Origin of the sequence: Streptomyces sp. NBC_01498, assembly GCF_036327775.1 — a bacterium.
Lineage (GTDB): Bacteria > Actinomycetota > Actinomycetes > Streptomycetales > Streptomycetaceae > Streptomyces.
In genome coordinates, this window is the sequence record NZ_CP109598.1 from 1,155,611 (window position 1) to 1,170,768 (window position 15,158).

Annotated in this window: 13 protein-coding genes; 3 read left to right on the plus strand and 10 right to left on the minus strand. The window is 71.7% G+C overall.

What is annotated here, in order from left to right; genetic code table 11:
* Positions 1-69 precede the first annotated feature (69 nt).
* The 5 genes from OG875_RS04495 to mgt all read right to left on the minus strand — a co-directional run bounded on the left by OG875_RS04495 (position 70) and on the right by mgt (position 4,979).
* The gene (locus OG875_RS04495) at positions 70-786 is read right to left on the minus strand and encodes a scabin-related ADP-ribosyltransferase (RefSeq protein ID WP_330172908.1); all 717 of its coding nucleotides are present in this window, start codon (positions 784-786) and stop codon (positions 70-72) included.
* 130 nt (positions 787-916) lie between these two features.
* Positions 917-1,291, minus strand: coding sequence for a nuclear transport factor 2 family protein (locus tag OG875_RS04500; RefSeq protein WP_330172909.1), 375 nt, complete (start codon positions 1,289-1,291; stop codon positions 917-919).
* Positions 1,284-1,838 (minus strand): DUF1697 domain-containing protein, encoded by a 555-nt coding sequence (locus tag OG875_RS04505; protein ID WP_330172910.1) that lies wholly within the window; start codon positions 1,836-1,838, stop codon positions 1,284-1,286. The genes OG875_RS04500 and OG875_RS04505 overlap by 8 nt, the downstream gene beginning before the upstream one ends.
* Positions 1,839-1,952: 114 nt before the next feature.
* Positions 1,953-3,161 (minus strand): S8 family peptidase, encoded by a 1,209-nt coding sequence (locus tag OG875_RS04510; RefSeq protein ID WP_330172911.1) that lies wholly within the window; start codon positions 3,159-3,161, stop codon positions 1,953-1,955.
* Between the two features lie 600 nt (positions 3,162-3,761).
* Positions 3,762-4,979, minus strand: coding sequence for a macrolide-inactivating glycosyltransferase (gene mgt, locus OG875_RS04515; RefSeq protein WP_330172912.1), 1,218 nt, complete (start codon positions 4,977-4,979; stop codon positions 3,762-3,764).
* Positions 4,980-5,114: 135 nt separating this feature from the next.
* Here mgt and OG875_RS04520 point away from each other — a divergent pair, with 135 nt between their 5' ends.
* On the plus strand, positions 5,115-5,534 hold the full coding sequence (locus tag OG875_RS04520; RefSeq protein WP_330172913.1) for a VOC family protein: 420 nt from the start codon (positions 5,115-5,117) through the stop codon (positions 5,532-5,534).
* Between the two features lie 94 nt (positions 5,535-5,628).
* On the opposite strand, the gene OG875_RS04525 is transcribed toward OG875_RS04520, so the two are convergent.
* The 3 genes from OG875_RS04525 to OG875_RS04535 are packed head-to-tail and all read right to left on the minus strand — an operon-like array spanning position 5,629 to position 8,734.
* Positions 5,629-6,960: an ABC transporter substrate-binding protein gene (locus OG875_RS04525; RefSeq protein WP_330172914.1), complete on the minus strand. Its 1,332-nt coding sequence runs from the start codon at positions 6,958-6,960 to the stop codon at positions 5,629-5,631.
* Positions 6,960-7,799, minus strand: coding sequence for a carbohydrate ABC transporter permease (locus OG875_RS04530; RefSeq protein ID WP_330172915.1), 840 nt, complete (start codon positions 7,797-7,799; stop codon positions 6,960-6,962). The genes OG875_RS04525 and OG875_RS04530 overlap by 1 nt, the downstream gene beginning before the upstream one ends.
* A complete protein-coding gene (locus tag OG875_RS04535) occupies positions 7,796-8,734 on the minus strand; it encodes a carbohydrate ABC transporter permease (RefSeq protein WP_443079062.1) in 939 nt (312 codons plus the stop codon). The genes OG875_RS04530 and OG875_RS04535 overlap by 4 nt, the downstream gene beginning before the upstream one ends.
* Positions 8,735-8,902: 168 nt before the next feature.
* On the opposite strand from OG875_RS04535, the gene OG875_RS04540 reads away from it, so the two are divergent.
* Positions 8,903-9,820, plus strand: coding sequence for a phosphotransferase enzyme family protein (locus OG875_RS04540; RefSeq protein WP_330172916.1), 918 nt, complete (start codon positions 8,903-8,905; stop codon positions 9,818-9,820).
* A 523-nt stretch (positions 9,821-10,343) separates the two neighbouring features.
* Here OG875_RS04540 and OG875_RS04545 read toward each other — a convergent pair.
* Together OG875_RS04545 and OG875_RS04550 are read right to left on the minus strand one after the other, a co-directional pair.
* Positions 10,344-11,063: a 3'-5' exonuclease gene (locus OG875_RS04545; protein ID WP_330172917.1), complete on the minus strand. Its 720-nt coding sequence runs from the start codon at positions 11,061-11,063 to the stop codon at positions 10,344-10,346.
* Positions 11,064-11,176: 113 nt separating this feature from the next.
* Positions 11,177-12,409: an SAV2148 family HEPN domain-containing protein gene (locus OG875_RS04550; protein ID WP_330172918.1), complete on the minus strand. Its 1,233-nt coding sequence runs from the start codon at positions 12,407-12,409 to the stop codon at positions 11,177-11,179.
* A gap of 500 nt (positions 12,410-12,909) precedes the next feature.
* Here OG875_RS04550 and glgX point away from each other — a divergent pair, with 500 nt between their 5' ends.
* Entirely contained in the window at positions 12,910-15,030 is a 2,121-nt protein-coding gene (gene glgX / locus OG875_RS04555) for a glycogen debranching protein GlgX (protein WP_330172919.1), read from the plus strand.
* Positions 15,031-15,158 lie beyond the last annotated feature (128 nt).

The following is a 15,158-nucleotide window of genomic DNA, read 5'->3' on the forward strand; positions in this document are numbered from 1 at the left end:
CGGCGGCCGGGGGCGGCGCTCGGGAATGACCGGGCAGGGGCCCGCGAACAGGGGGCCGGCGGGCGGGGTCTAGCGAACCGCGTCGGCGAGGGGCGCGCGGAACTTGTCGTTGGTCCGGCAGCCCAGGGTGTCGTAGGTGTTGACCTTGGTCGCCGGGTCGGTCTTGACCAGGCGGTACTTGCACGCCTGCTTGATGAACCGGCCGTCGATGCCGCCGGGGAAGTCGATCTCCTTGTTCCACAGGAAGGGCGACTCGTAGCGGTTCAGCGCGGCCGTCGCGTTGACGTCGATGCCGCCGGGGGCCTCGATCTCGTACACCCAGCCGGTCTTCGCGGCGCCGTAGGTGGCGAACTTCTTCGCGACCCACTCCTCACAGCTGGTGCTGACGTGGGCGCTGTCCTGGCCGCCGCCCTTGACGATGTACTCGGCCAGCGGCACCATCGCGTCGCCGCGCGGGGTGAAGCCCCGGTCGAACAGGTCCGCCACGTTCTCGCGCGTGTCGCCCCGCCAGAGCGTGTTCGTGTCGTCGCGCCACTGCCAGCGCTCGGTCCCGGCGGTCCGGCGGACGGTGTCCGCGATCATCGGGTTGGTCGTCGTACGCCACCAGTCCCAGGAGCGGAACGGGACGACCGGGCCGCAGGGGCCGGTGTCGGGGGTGGGGGCGACGACGGGGGCCTGCGCCGGGATCGGGAGCGGGCTGGCGGGGGCCGCCGACGCGGCGGCCGGGGCGAGCGCGGTGGTGGCGAGCGAGGCGGTGGCGAGGACCCGCAGAGCGGCCTTCAGCATGAGGAGCACCCATCAGTCGATCAACGTGACGGGGCCCTTTATAACGGTGCGCACGCGGCATATCGGGCGTGGCGCCGATGATCCACCCGAATGGTCGGCTCCGGGCGGGCAGCGTGCGGCGCGGACCGGGTCAGGTCCCCCGCTCCGGGGTGAAGACCGTGCCCTGGTGGAAGTGGAGGAGCCAGCGTTCGCCGGTGCGGGTCCACACCGAACTGCGGTGCGCCCAGATCCCCTTGTACTCGGTCTCGAAGGTCAGCAGCACCACGCGCGGGGCGAGTTCGACGCCCTTCATCCCGGAGGTGGTGATGGGCCGGCCCGAGGACACGTACTCGGCGGTGAGCGTCGCGACGATGGCCTCCCGGTCCCAGGTCCGGCCGGTGACGCTGACGCCGGTGAAGTCCTGGTGGAGGAGTTCCCCGATCAGCTCGGCCGACGAGCGGACGACGGGGTCGAGCAGCCGCAGTTCGGCCTCGATGGCCGCGACGACGGCGGGGGTCTCAGCCACGGGTCAGCTCCGCCATCTTGACGACGGTGTTCCAGTTGCGGGTGGTGGCGACGAGCCCCTTGGTGGTACGGGGCCGGGACAGCGTCTCGGCGAGCTTGGAGCGGCCGATGCCGTCGGGGGCGTACAGGTACAAGACCCGGTCGCCGAGCCGGAACTCCTCGGGCAGGAACGCCTTCCGGTCGATCCCGGCGAAGCGTTCGGGTGCCACCGTCGCGGAGTAGTACGTGACGTGGAGCTGCTTGCCCTGGAGGTCGGCGGCCGGGAACGGGCACTCGTCCACCACCGCTCGCAGATGGGCGGCGTCGCGCACCAGACACTCGACGGGGAAGCCGAACGTCTCGTGGATGGCGTCGACGAGGGAGGCCGCCAGCGTGGTCTCGTCGGCGCCGCCGGTGTCGGTGAAGACGGCGTTGCCGCTCTGGAGGTAGGTGGCAACGTCGCGGTGGCCGAGGCCGGTGAGTACGTCGCGCAGCGCCGCCATGGGGACCTTGCGGCTGCCGCCGACGTTGATGCCGCGCAGCAGGGCCCCGTACCTGGTCGTCGTCATGGGCCCACGATAGGGCGGCGGGTGCCCGCGGGAGCGGTCCGGCATGCGGGCGGGGGCGGTCGTCGCGCCCCGTGGGGGAGGGAGCGACGACCGCCCGTCCGTGGCGGGACCGGGTTACTCGACGACCTTCAGCAGCTTGTTCGCGGTGCCCGCGGTGGCGTTGCTGATGGCGTCCGGTGTGGCGCCCGCGGTCAGGGCGGCGGCGACGTCGGCCGGTGCGGCGTCGGGGTGTCCGGCCAGGTACACCGCGGCGGCGCCGACGACATGGGGGGTCGCCATGGACGTGCCGGAGATGGTGTTGGTGCCGGTGTCGCTGTCGTTCCAGGTCGACGTGATCTCGGAGCCCGGGGCGTAGATGTCCACGAGGGAGCCGTAGTTGGAGAAGTACGACTGCTCGTCGTCCACGGTCGAGGAGGCGACCGTGATGGCCTCCTCGACGCGCGCCGGGGACTTGGTGCTCGCGTCGGTGGTCTCGTTGCCGGCCGCGACACCGAAGGTGACGCCGGAGGCGATGGCGGCGCGGACGGCCTCGTCCAGCGCCGGGTCGGCGCCGCCGCCCAGGCTCATGTTGGCGACGGAGGGGCCGGAGTGGTTGGCGGTCACCCAGTCGATACCGGCGACGACCTGCTCGGTGGTGCCGTTGCCCGTGTCGTCCAGGACGCGGACGGCGACGATGTTCGCCTTCTTGGCGACGCCGTGCGCCGCGCCCGCGACGGTGCCGGCGACGTGCGTGCCGTGGCCGTTGCCGTCGTCGGCGACGTTGTCGTTGTCGATCGCGTCGAAGCCGTGGCTGGCGCGGCCCTCGAAGTCGGCGTGGCTGACGCGGACCCCGGTGTCGATGACGTAGGCGGTGACGCCCGCGCCCGCGCTGTCCGGGTAGGTGTAGGCGTTGTCACCGGCGGTCGCGGTCTGGTCGATCCGGTCCAGGCCCCAGGACGGCGGGGCGGTCTGGGTGGCGTCGATCGAGAAGGTCTTGTTCTGGACGACCTTGGAGACGGCCGGGTCGGCGGCGAGGCGCTTGGCCTCGGTCTCGGTGAGGCCGCTGGCCGAGAAGCCCTTGATGGCGGCGCTGTAGCTGCGGTTGAGCTTCCCGCCGTACTCGGCGGCGAGGTCCTTCTTGTCGGCCTTGGCACCGGCCTTCTGGTCCAGCATCACGATGTAGCTGCCCGCGACGGCGCCCTTGGCGTCGGCGCCGTACACCGTGCCGAGGGGGGTGGCCGCGCCCGCCGTGGGGGCGGCGAAGGCGGTGATACCGGCCACGGCCGCGACGGCGGTTATCGCTGCGGTGAGTCTCGTCCGGGTGGCGCGCTTGTATGTGGTCATGAAGAGGGTTCTCCTCGTGAGCATGTGTGGGGGGATGCTCGCCGCACGAACACGTTCGGCGGGCTGAGTCGAAACCCTGGCTGATTGTCGCGCTCAGATCAAGACCTTCTGGCTGCCGCTATTTATCAAACAACTCTTCATAATCCGGAACCGGACACCGCCTTCCCCCGGACACGGCACCTCCGACGCCTGTGCGTAGCACGTGAGTTGTACGAGCCTTCGATCCCTCTTGCCGGAAATGCGACCCGGCCCGGGGCGGGGCGGACGGACACCTTCCGGGTCACCGGAGAGCGGTACGAGACGGCCGGATTCCGACCGTGCGAGGAGCCCACGACCGGACGAACAGCCTCCGGCCGTAAGGAAAACGGGGGTATGGGGGTACAGGGGTACGGGGAGCCTTCGGCCGTACGGGGAAGCCCTCGTACGGGGAGCCCTCGGCCGTACGCGGAACCGGTGACCGTACGAGGACCCGGCCGGTGGCCGTACGGGGATACGGCGACCGTACGGGGAACCGGCCGGGGTCCCGCAGCCGTGCCGCTGGACCCCGGCCCGTACGCCGGACGTCCGGCGCCGGACGTCGCCCGCGCCGGTCGTGGCAGGTCAGGCGTCGCGCGCCACCGGCCGCGCCGGCAGCGCGGACTCGATGATGTCGGCGGCCTGCCGGGCGCCGCCCTCCTTGGCCATCTCCTGCCTGATCTCCTCGCCCCTGCGCGCGACACCGGGGTCCGCCACCAGCGCGGTGACCGCCTCGCGCAGCGCGTCCGCCGTCGCCTCCTCCATGGAGAGTTTCCGGGCGACGCCGAGCCCCACGAGCGTGTCGGCGTTGCCGAACTGGTCGACGGCCAGCGGTACGGCGACCATCGGCGTACCGGTGGCGAGTCCCTCCTGACTGCCGCCCGCGCCCGCGTGGGTGATGAACGCGTCGGCCTTCCTGAGGATGTCGAGCTGCGGCACCCAGGAGCGGACCTCGATGTTGCCGGGTACCGCGCCCAGTTCGGACGGATCGACGAACGCGCCGATCTGGAGGACGACATGCCAGCCGGGCAGCTCGCCGAACGCCTCGACACAGGCGCGGTAGAACGCGGGCTGCTTGGTGTTGGCCGAACCGAGCGAGACCAGCAGCACCTTCCCGGCCCCGGCCGGCCGCTCCCACTCCCCCTGGTCGGCCCGCTCCCCCTGGCACGCGCCGACGAAGGTGTAGACGGACTCGTCGACGCGATCGGCGAAGAGCTGGAGCGCCCGGGGAATCAGCACGATCGCCCGATCGGGATGGATGACGAAGCGGTCCATGGGAAGGTCCATGCCGTTCTCGTCCAGCCACGCCTGGAAGCGGGCGAGGTACGCGCGCCCCCGCTCGGACTCGGCGAGCCGGGCGCCCATCGGGGCGGCGACCTCCTCGTCGTACCCCTCCCAGGCCACCATGTTCGGTGAGAGCTGGAGGTACGGAACGCCCCACCGGCGGGCCAGGACCGGCGCCGGGTAGGACGTGATGTCGCTGATGACGAGATCGGGGAGATCACCCTCGAACGCCTCCGCCAGCCGGGGCAGCGACTGCATCCCGTCGGCGAGGAACGGCTCCAGACTGTCGATCATTTCGGTGCCCCAGGCGTCGGGGTCGTCGTCCATCGGCAGGGTGGAGGTGTAGATCACCGGCTCGGCCCCGGTGGTGGCGATCTTCTCGGCGAAGGAGGCGGGGATCGCGTAGCTGACGCGGTGCCCCCGGGCGACGAGTTCCCGGATGACTTCGAGACTCGGGTTCACATGCCCGTGGGCGGCGATGGAGAACATGGCGATATGGGCACGTGCGGGTGTGGTCATGCGACCACCGTAACATTGAGCGAGACGAGACGTCTCGTTCAATTCGCGGGCATGGGGACCTTTGCTGCGCGGGACGTCCCCCGGGGGCGTAGGAAGGAGGCGTACGTATGACGACCTGTGAGGAGAGGAGCGGTCATGGGGCTTCCCGTGGTCCATTTCGAGATCGTCGGCACCGACCCCGCCGGGCTGCGCGCCTTCTACGGAGCGCTGTTCGGGTGGGAGTTCGACGTCGGGGACGCGAGCACCCCGGCGGTGTCGGCGCCCGGTGAGTACGGCTTCGTGCACGGCACGGCGAACCCCGTGCCGGACGCCCCCGCCGTCGGGAGCGGCGCCCCCGGCATCAACGGCGGGGTGGCTGGCGGTCCGGACCTCCGGCCGCGCGTGCTGTTCTACATCGGCGTGCCCGACGTGGAGGCCGCCCTCCGGAAGGCCGAGAGCCTCGGCGGCACCCGCCGGATGGGCCCCGAGCCGAAGGACGCCGAACCCGGGGCGCTGCTGGTGGGGCACTTCGCCGACCCGGAGGGCAACGTCGTCGGCGTCGCCGGTACGGCCTGACGGGCCACCCGCGACCGGGCACGGCACCGGTCCGGGGCTCCGGCCCCCGGCGCGAAGCGGACCGGTCCGTGCCTCGGCGCGGCCGGGGCCGCGCTCAGCGCTGGTAGCGGGCGAGGACCCGGTTGCCGTCCTCGACCAGCCGTTCCTCCAGTGCGGCGCGGTCGATCGAGCCGCTGTAGTACTCCTGGAGCGCCGGCGTCGCGACCTTGTCCTTCCACTCCGGATAGCCGCGCACCGTCCGGGCGGGCGCCGGGCGCAGGTCGCGCGCCAGGGCGGCGCCGGTCGACCAGCCGTCCTTCGCGGTGCGCAGCGACGGGTCGGCGAGCGCCGCCGTACCGGTGGGCAGCATCCAGTCCCCCCGGGCGAGCCGGACCATGTTCGCGGGCCGGAGCAGGAAGTCGATGAAGGCGACCGCCTCCTTCTTGTGCCGGGTGTCCCGCGCGACCGACAGGGTCTGCGGGCTGACGCCCTGCGCCGTGCCGTCGGCCCCGGCGGGTGGCGGCAGCACCGTCCACGCGAAGCCCTCCGGGGCCTGCTGGATGATCTGCTGACGGTAGGAGAAGCCGAGCGGCACCATCGCGTACCTGCCGCCGAAGAAGCCCGGCAGTGTGTCCGAGCCGCCCATGCCGAGGGTGGCCCCCGACGCGCTGCGGTCGGTGGTGACCTGGTCCCGGATGAGGGCGGGGACCTCGGCGTCGGCCTCCGTGTACCGGACGGTCACCTTGCCGTCGGCGCCCCGGTGAAAGAGCTGTCCGCCGGTGGAGCGGCTGAGGTTGAGGGTCGCCGAGACGGGGTCCTTGAGCGGCCAGGCCACCCCGTACTCCGCCTGCCCCGCACCGGGTTTCCGCCCGTCGCCCGCCGTCATCCCCCGGGCCGCCGACCGGAACTCGGCCCAGCTCCAGGGCTGTTCGACGGTCGGGACGCGGACACCGGAGGCGGTGAGGATCTTCCGGTTGGCGATGAGGACTCGCGGCTCCTGGAGGAACGGCACGCCGTACACCCCGTCGCCGAACCGCGTGGTCTCCCAGGTGTGTGCGGGGATGTCCCGCCGCAGCCGGTCCGGCAACAGCCCGTCGAGGTCGGCGAGATGGCCGCCGTACGCGAAGTCGGCGAGGTCGTCGGAGGCGTCGTGGATGATGTCGGGCGCCTCACCGCCCTCGAAGGAGGTGAGCAGTTGGTCGTGCACGTTGTCCCAGCTGCCCTGGACGTACTCCACCCGTACGCCGGGGTGGGCGGCGTTCCACTCCTTCACCAGTTCCTTGTTGACGGCCACCGACTCGTCCTGCCAGGCCAGCGACTGGAAGCGGAGCGTGATCCGCCCGCCGACGGAGCCGTCCCCGGACCCGTCGCCCGGTCCGGAGCAGCCGGTGAGCAGCAGCAGTCCGAGGGCCAGGGACGCGGCCACGCACCGTTCTCGTCCACGCATCAGCTCTTCACCGCCCCGGCGGCCATGCCGCCCGTGATCCGTCGTTGGATGATCGCGAAGACGACGAGGGAGGGGATCGTCGCGAGGAACGCCGCCGCCGCGAGCGGCCCCAGGTCGGCGACGCCCTCGGCGCCGATGAAGTGGGTGAGGATCACCGGCAGCGTCTGCTTCTCCGGGCTCTTGAGGAGGACGAGCGCGAAGAAGAACTCGTTCCACGCCGTGATGAACGCGAACATGGCGGTGGCGGCGATGCCCGGCGCCAGCAGCGGGGCGACGACCGAGACGAGCGTACGGAGCCGGCCCGCGCCGTCGACGGCCGCCGCCTCCTCCAACTCGGCCGGTACCGAACGGACATGGCCCACGAGCATCCACAGCGCGAACGGCAGCGACCACACCACGTACACCAGGATCAGACCGGGCAGCGAGTTGATCAGATGGAGGTTCTTCAGCACCAGGAAGAGCGGGATGATCACCAGGACGAACGGGAACGCCTGACTGACCACGACCCATCCGGTGGCGGCCGTCGCGAGCCTGCCGCGCCGCCGGGCCATCACATAGGCCATCGGCGTGGCGAGCACGACGGCGATCAGGGCGGCCGAGAGCGCGACCGTGAGGCTGTTCCCGGCGGCGCGGAGCAGCGGCTGTTCGTCGAACGCCTGCCGGACGTTCTCGAAGGTGGGGTTCCCGGGAATCCAGGTGGGGTGGAGACTGCCCAGCTCACGGGCCGGTTTGAAGGCGGTGGAGATCAGCCACAGGAGCGGGAAGGCGAGAAAGACCAGATAGCAGAGCAGGGCGAGGTACTGCCCGGCCCGCGCCGGCCCTCCGGTGCGCACGCTCATCGCTCCTCCTCCGGCCTGAGGCGCCCCACCAGGAAGAAGGCGAGCAGGACCGAGATCACGGCGACCATCACGCAGCCCATGGCGGCGGCGTAGCCGAACTGGCCGTAGCGGAACGCCTCCTCGTACGCGAAGAGCATCGGCAGCCGGGTCCGGCCGCCGGGGCCGCCGCTGGTCAGGACGTAGACGAGGGCGAACGCGTTGAAGTTCCAGATGAGGTTCAGCGCCGTGACGGCGAGGGCGACCGGTCGCAGCGCGGGCCAGGTGACGGTACGGAACCGGCGCCAGGCGCCCGCGCCGTCCAGCGCCGCCGCCTCGTGCAGTTCGCCCGGCGTGTTCTGGAGTCCGGCGAGCAGCGCGACGGTGGTCTGCGGCATGCCCGCCCAGACGCCCACCACGATCACGGCGGGCAGCGCGGTGGCCAGGCCGGTGAGCCAGTCGCGTCCGTCACCGAGGCCGAGGTCGCGCAGGGTCTCGTTGAGGATTCCGGCGTCGGGGTGGTAGACGAGCCGCCACATGATGCCGACGACCACCTCGGGCATCGCCCAGGGGACGATCGCCAGGGCGCGGGCCAGCCAGCGGAAGCGCAGCCGCTGGTCGAGCAGCAGGGCGAGGCCGAGCGCGAGGAGGAACTGCGGGACCGTCACGCCGACGGCCCACAGCAGGCCGATGCGGAAGGACTCACGGAAGAGCCGGTCGTGGTACAGGTCCTGGAAGTTCAGGGCGCCGATCCACTCGGTGGGCTCGGTGCGGCCGGACTGCGCGTCGGTGAAGGCGAGGGCGACACCGTAGAGGAGGGGGCCGACGCTCAGGACGAGGATCGGCAGCAAGGCGGGCAGGACGAGGAACCAGGCGCCGTGGTCGGTCACCCCGGCCCGTGGCGGCCCGGCCGGGGGTGGTCGTCCGGCGGACCGCGCCTTCGCGGTCGCGAGTGTCACGGATGGGGCTCCTTCGGGCGGCTTCGTGGGGGAGGGCCTCCCGGGCGGCCCCCGTCATGGTCCTGACGGGCGGGAGGTTCGTCAAGGCGGTCTCCGTGGATGCGAGACTGGGGATCGCTGGCCGAAAAGTGACGGACTGGGATCACGGGCAGGGACGGGAGAGGGTCGATGGACGAGGCACGGGCGCGCGCCGTACTGGACGCGACGGGGCTGACGCGCGGGCTCGCCCGGCCCGGTCCGGCGGTCTCGGGGGGATCGGCGGGCTCGGTGGGCGAGGCCGCGCTGCTCGCGCTGGGCGAGAACGCGGTGTTCGGCGTCGGCGACCTGGTCGTCAAGGTCGGCCGGAGCCTCGCCGACGCGCCGGAGCTGCTGGAGCGCGCCGAGCGTGAACTGGCCGTCGCCGACTGGCTCGCGGAGGCCGGTGTCCCCGCCGTACGGGCGGCGGAGCCCAAGGCCCGTACGGTCGACGGCCACCCGGTGACGCTCTGGCGGCGGCTGCCCGATGCCGTCCGGCCGCCGGTCCCGGCCGATCTGGCACCGCTGCTGCGCCGTGTGCACGCCCTGCCCGCGCCGCCCTTCGAGCTGCCCCGCCGGGAACTGCTGGGCGGGGTGGAACGGTGGCTGCGCCTCGCCGGTGACGCGATCGACCCGGCCGACGCGGACTATCTGCGTGAGCGCAGGGACGGCTTCGCCACCGCCGCCGCGTCGCTCGTCCCGCGTCTGACACCGGGCCCGATCCACGGCGACGCGCTTCCCCGGAACGTCCATGTCGGCCCGGACGGGCCGGTCCTGGTGGATCTGGAGACCTTCTCGACCGATCTGCGCGAGCACGACCTGGTGGTGCTGGCGCTCTCCCGCGACCGGTACGGCCTGCCCCCGGAGGCGTACGACGGCTTCACCGCCGCCTACGGCTGGGACGTACGCGACTGGTCCGGCTGCGCCGTGCTGCGCGGCGCCCGTGAGACGGCGAGCTGTGCCTGGGTGGCGCAGCACGCCCCGGCCAACCCGAAGGCGCTCGCGGAGTTCCACCGCCGGGTGGCGTCACTGCGCGACGACGACCCCGAGGTTCGCTGGTACCCGTTCTGACGACGCGTCGGTCCCCGGGCCCCGAGGGGTCGCGGGGAGCACCCTCGCCGGCACGGCGGCCTTCGCCGGCTCGCGACCACCCCGGCGAACCGGCCCACCCCGAACGCCCCACCCTCGCCACCCTGTCCACGCGCGGACCGCCCCCGCGTACGGTCGACAGCTTCATACGCCCGCCGGACCTGTACTTTCCCGAACCCACCGGACACCCCACGCGCCCCGGCAAGCACGGACACCACCGCCTCCCCCGAACCCGCGTACGCCCGGACCCGACTGCGCCCGGACCGTCGACCGCGCCGGTCCCCCGCCGTGCGCAACCCCGCACCGGATGCCCCGCGCCGGCCCCCGAGCGGTCGCGGGAAGCACCTTCGCCGGCACCGGCCCCCGTAACTCCCGAACGCACCGGACAGCCCGCGCGCCCCGGCAAGCACGGACACCACCGCCTCCCCCGAACCCGCGTACGCCCGCCGTCGACCGCGCCGGTCCGGCGGGACCCGCCACCCGCGCACGGCCCGGTGCGGGTCGGTCAGCCCGCCGCCGGGACCAGTTCGCGCAGTGGCCAGTTGGCGTCCACCACCGCGTCCGTGTTGCCCTTGCGGCGCAGGAAGTCCTGGAAGTCGGCCGCCCACTCCGCGTACCAGGTGATCTGCCGCTCGTGCAGTGCCGCCGCCGTCAGGGACGCGACCTCACGGTGGCGGCCCGCTATCGCCGTCGCCACCCGGACGGCCGCCAGCGCGTCCGCGCCCGCGTCGTGCGCGCTGTCGAGCACCACCCCGTACTCGACGCAGACCGCTTCCAGATTGCGCTTGCCCCGCCGGTACTTGTCCACGGCGCGGTCGATCGTGTACGGATCGATCACCGGACCGATCGGCCCGGCCATCCGGTCGGTGAGCGACGGCAGCCCGTGCCGCGCCAACTCGGCGGTGAGCAGCGTCAGATCGAACGACGCGTTGTACGCCACGACCGGGACGCCCCGGCTCCAGTACTCCGTCAGCCGCGCCGCGATCTCGTCCGTGACCTCGCGCGCGGGCCGGCCCTCCGCCGCCGCCCGCTCGCTGGTGACCCCGTGGATCGCCGACGCCTGCTCAGGAATCCGGATGCCCGGGTCGGCCAGCCAGTCCCGCCGCTCCTCCACCGCACCGTCCCGTACCGCGATCACCGCGGCGGTGACGATACGGGCCTCCAGCGGCTCCGTACCGGTCGTCTCCAGATCGAATCCGACCAACGGCTCCCCGTGCCAGCCCATTCCGCTCCTCCTTCACGCTTCTCCCCGTTCGGGATTTCACCCTCGCACGCGGCACTGACAATGCCGGTCCGAGCCTTGACGCGGCCTCAGCCCGCCTCCCCGGTCCGGGGCCCTCACGAGACGGGGCGGGAGTCGGTCCACACCGACTCGAACTCCTCGCGGTAGGTCTGGAACAGACCGTGCTCGGTCTCCTGTCCGACCCGCACCACGTCCCGCCCGGCACCGCGCAGCACCAGCACCGGCGCCTCCATGCCGCGCGCCCGTCTGAGGTAGGTCTGGACGACGGCGAGTCCGTCCGGGCCGTCCCCGTCCACCAGGTACGCGGTGAAGCGCGGGGTCTCGTCGAAGACGTGGATCTCGAAGGCGCCGGGGTCGCGGAGCCGGGAGCGGACCCGGCGCATGTGCAGGATGTTCATCTCCACGGACCGGCTCAGCTCGCCCTTGCGCAGACCCAGTTCGCGTTCGCGGCGTTTGACCGAACTGCTGGCCGGGTTGAGGAAGAGCAGCCGGGTCCGGCAGCCGGACTCGGCGAGCCGGACGAGGCGCCGGCCGGAGAAGTTCTGTACGAGGAGGTTGAGTCCTATCCCGATCGCGTCGAGCCGCCGGGCGCCCCCGAACAGGTCCTCGGCGGGGAGCTGCCGCTGGAGCCGCACCCGGTCGGGGTGGACGGAGACCACGTCCGCGTACCGGTCGCCGACGAGGTCCTCCACGGCGTCCACCCTGAGCCGTTCGGCGGACGGTACGGCCGTGCCGTTCCCCAGCAGCTCCAGCACCCGCGCGGACGCCCGCTCGGCCTGTGCGAGCACGGCCACGGACAGGGCCCGGTTGCGGGAGACGACGTTACGGGCGACCTCCAGCTCGTCCAGGGCCAGCTCGACGTCCCTGCGGTCGTCGAAGTACGGCTGGAAGCCCGGCCAGTGCTGCACCATCAGCTCCCTGAGCTGCGGGAGCGTCAGGAAGCTCAGGATGTTGTCGTCGGCCGGGTCGAGCAGGTAGCCCTTGCGCCGGGAGACCTCCCGGACCGCGACGGCGCGCTGGACCCACTCCTGTCCCGCCGGTCCGGCGGCGGCCACCACCCACTCGTCGCCGTGCACCGGTTCGTAGATCGGTCTGAGGACGGCCGAGACGACGGCACGCAGCCGCTGTTCGACCAGATTCAGCCAGATATAGGCCCGGCCGGCCCGCTGCGCGCGCGTGCGCACCTCGGTCCACGCCTCCGGACCCCAGTCCAGTTCCGCCCCGATCTCCATCGGTCGCGCGAGGGAGACCGCTCCGGGCGGGATGTCGCCGGAAACCCCCTCGTGACCAGGGTCACCTGGGGGTAGCTCCAGCCCTCCCGAGCTCACCCGCGCACCGCCTTCCCTCCCCTTTCAACGATCAAGGAAGGGTACTGCGCAAAGGGGAGCGGGTGCAGCCGGATGCACAGGCTCATTTCTCAACTCCTGTGTCGCGCGCGGGCGTTCTGTGTGGCGTTCTCGGCCGGAGTGAGATGATTCATAGTGATTGGCCCTGGTGACGGAGGGTCGGATCAGGGGCCGCGTAAGGTTTGAATCCGGCCATATACGGCGTCAGGACACGGTCCGGCAACGGGGTGATGCCCGGGGAACCGGAAGTTGACCGCCCGGGACCGGAAGCGGCCGGCGGCCGTTCGCGACGGCTTCCGTGCCCGCCGCGTACCTGCCCCGTACGTGCTCCGTGCCCGTCCCGTAGCCGCTCCGTACCTGCCTCGCGGCTGCTTCCGGCCCGGCTTCCGCGACCGCCTCCTAGGAGGTTGAGCAGGTTTCGGGGAGTATCTGATCGAGGAAAGAGCCCCAGTACCCGGATCAGAAGTGGAAGAGTCATATCTATGCAGGTCTGGCCGGGACAGACGTATCCCCTGGGCGCCACGTACGACGGCGCCGGAACCAACTTCGCGGTCTACTCAGAGGCCGCGCACCGGATCGAGTTGTGCCTCCTGCACGACGACGGTTCAGAAACGGCGGTGGAGCTCCGCGAGACAGACGCCTTCGTCCGGCACGCCTATCTGCCGGGCGTCATGCCCGGTCAGCGGTACGGCTTCCGGGTCCATGGGCCCTACGACCCCGCGAGCGGTCAGCGCTGCAACTCGGCCAAGCTGCTCCTGGACCCGTACGCCCGCGCGATCAGCGGCAGCATCGACTGGAACGAGTCGGTGTACGGCTACCACTTCGGCAAGCCGGACTCGCGCAACGACATGGACTCGGCGCCCCACACGATGACGGCCGTCGTGGTCAACCCGTACTTCGACTGGGGCGACGACCGCCGCCCGCGCACCGACTACCACCGCACCGTCATCTACGAGGCCCATGTGAAGGGCCTGACGATGCTGCACCCGGATCTGCCGGAGGAGCTGCGCGGCACCTACGCGGGGCTCGCCCATCCGGCGGTGATCGAGCATCTCACCGAGCTGGGCGTCACGGCGCTGGAGCTGATGCCGGTGCACCAGTTCGTCAACGACCACCGGCTGGTCGACTCGGGCCTGAACAACTACTGGGGCTACAACACCATCGGCTTCTTCGCCCCGCACAACACCTACGCCTCCTGGGGAGACCGGGGCGAGCAGGTGTTGGAGTTCAAGCAGGCGGTGAAGGCGCTGCACGAGGCGGGCATCGAGGTCATCCTCGACGTCGTCTACAACCACACCGCCGAGGGCAACCATCTGGGCCCGACCCTCTCCTTCCGGGGGCTCGACAACGCCTCCTACTACCGGCTCGCCGACGACCCGCGCTACCACATGGACACCACCGGCACCGGGAACTCCCTCCTGATGCGCAGTCCGCACGTGCTCCAGCTGATCATGGACTCGCTGCGGTACTGGGTGGAGGAGATGCACGTCGACGGCTTCCGCTTCGACCTGGCCGCGACGCTGGCCCGCCAGTTCCACGAGGTGGACCGGCTGTCGTCGTTCTTCGACCTGGTCCAGCAGGACCCGGTGGTCAGTCAGGTGAAGCTGATCGCCGAGCCCTGGGACGTGGGCGAGGGCGGCTACCAGGTGGGGAACTTCCCACCGCTGTGGACCGAGTGGAACGGCAAGTACCGCGACACCGTCCGTGACCTGTGGCGGGGTGAGCCGCGCACCCTGGCGGAGTTCGCTTCCCGGCTCACCGGGTCGTCCGACCTGTACCAGGACGACGGGCGGCGCCCGCTGGCGTCCATCAACTTCACCACCTGCCACGACGGCTTCACCCTGCACGACCTGGTCGCCTACAACGACAAGCACAACGAGGCGAACGGCGAGGGCAACAGGGACGGCGAGAGCCACAACCGCTCGTGGAACTGCGGCGTCGAGGGAGAGACCGACGACCCGGAGGTGCGGGAGCTGCGCGACCGTCAGGTGCGCAACTTCATCGCCACGCTGATGCTGTCGCAGGGCGTGCCCATGCTCAGCCACGGCGACGAGTTCGGCCGGACGCAGGGCGGCAACAACAACGCGTACTGCCAGGACAACGAGACCGCCTGGGTGCACTGGCCGGAGAAGGGCGACGAGAAGAACAAGGGCCTGCTGGCCTTCACCCAGACGATGGTCTGGCTGCGCCGCGACCACCCGGTGTTCCGGCGCCGCCGGTTCTTCCACGGCCGTCCGGTGGAGGGGACGCACGACGAGTTGTCGGACATCTCCTGGTTCACCCCTGAGGGTGAAGAGATGATCCAGGGTGACTGGCAGGCGACCGACGCGAAGGCCATAACGGTCTTCCTGAACGGCCAGGCCATCTCGGAGCCGGGGCCGCGCGGCGAGCGGATCTCCGACGACTCGTTCCTGCTGATGTTCAACGCGAGCGCGGAGACGCTGGAATTCGCCGTGCCCATGGACCACGGCAGCCAGTGGCGGACCGTCGTCGACACGGCCCGCGCGCAGGGCGTGCCGCCGGGCGACGGGCCGAAGGTGGGCGCGGGCGAGCGGGTCACGATGATCGGCCGCAGCATGACGGTGCTGATGCGCCAGGTGTAGGGCAGGTCCGGCGAGCCGGGCCGGGCGAGGGGCGGGGGTACGGAGGGCGCGTACCCCCGCCTCTGCCGTACGCCGGCGGGCGCCGGGTCACGACGCGCGGATGTCGAAGGGCGCGGGTGCCGAAGGGC

Coding starts and splice junctions, on each gene's coding strand:
- OG875_RS04495 (WP_330172908.1), bottom strand. CDS start 786: ATGCTGAAGGCCGCTCTGCGGGTCCTCGCCACCGCCTCGCTCGCCACC.
- OG875_RS04505 (WP_330172910.1), bottom strand. CDS start 1,838: ATGACGACGACCAGGTACGGGGCCCTGCTGCGCGGCATCAACGTCGGC.
- OG875_RS04510 (WP_330172911.1), bottom strand. CDS start 3,161: ATGACCACATACAAGCGCGCCACCCGGACGAGACTCACCGCAGCGATA.
- mgt (WP_330172912.1), bottom strand. CDS start 4,979: ATGACCACACCCGCACGTGCCCATATCGCCATGTTCTCCATCGCCGCC.
- OG875_RS04520 (WP_330172913.1), top strand. CDS start 5,115: ATGGGGCTTCCCGTGGTCCATTTCGAGATCGTCGGCACCGACCCCGCC.
- OG875_RS04525 (WP_330172914.1), bottom strand. CDS start 6,960: ATGCGTGGACGAGAACGGTGCGTGGCCGCGTCCCTGGCCCTCGGACTG.
- OG875_RS04530 (WP_330172915.1), bottom strand. CDS start 7,799: ATGAGCGTGCGCACCGGAGGGCCGGCGCGGGCCGGGCAGTACCTCGCC.
- OG875_RS04540 (WP_330172916.1), top strand. CDS start 8,903: ATGGACGAGGCACGGGCGCGCGCCGTACTGGACGCGACGGGGCTGACG.
- OG875_RS04545 (WP_330172917.1), bottom strand. CDS start 11,063: ATGGGCTGGCACGGGGAGCCGTTGGTCGGATTCGATCTGGAGACGACC.
- glgX (WP_330172919.1), top strand. CDS start 12,910: ATGCAGGTCTGGCCGGGACAGACGTATCCCCTGGGCGCCACGTACGAC.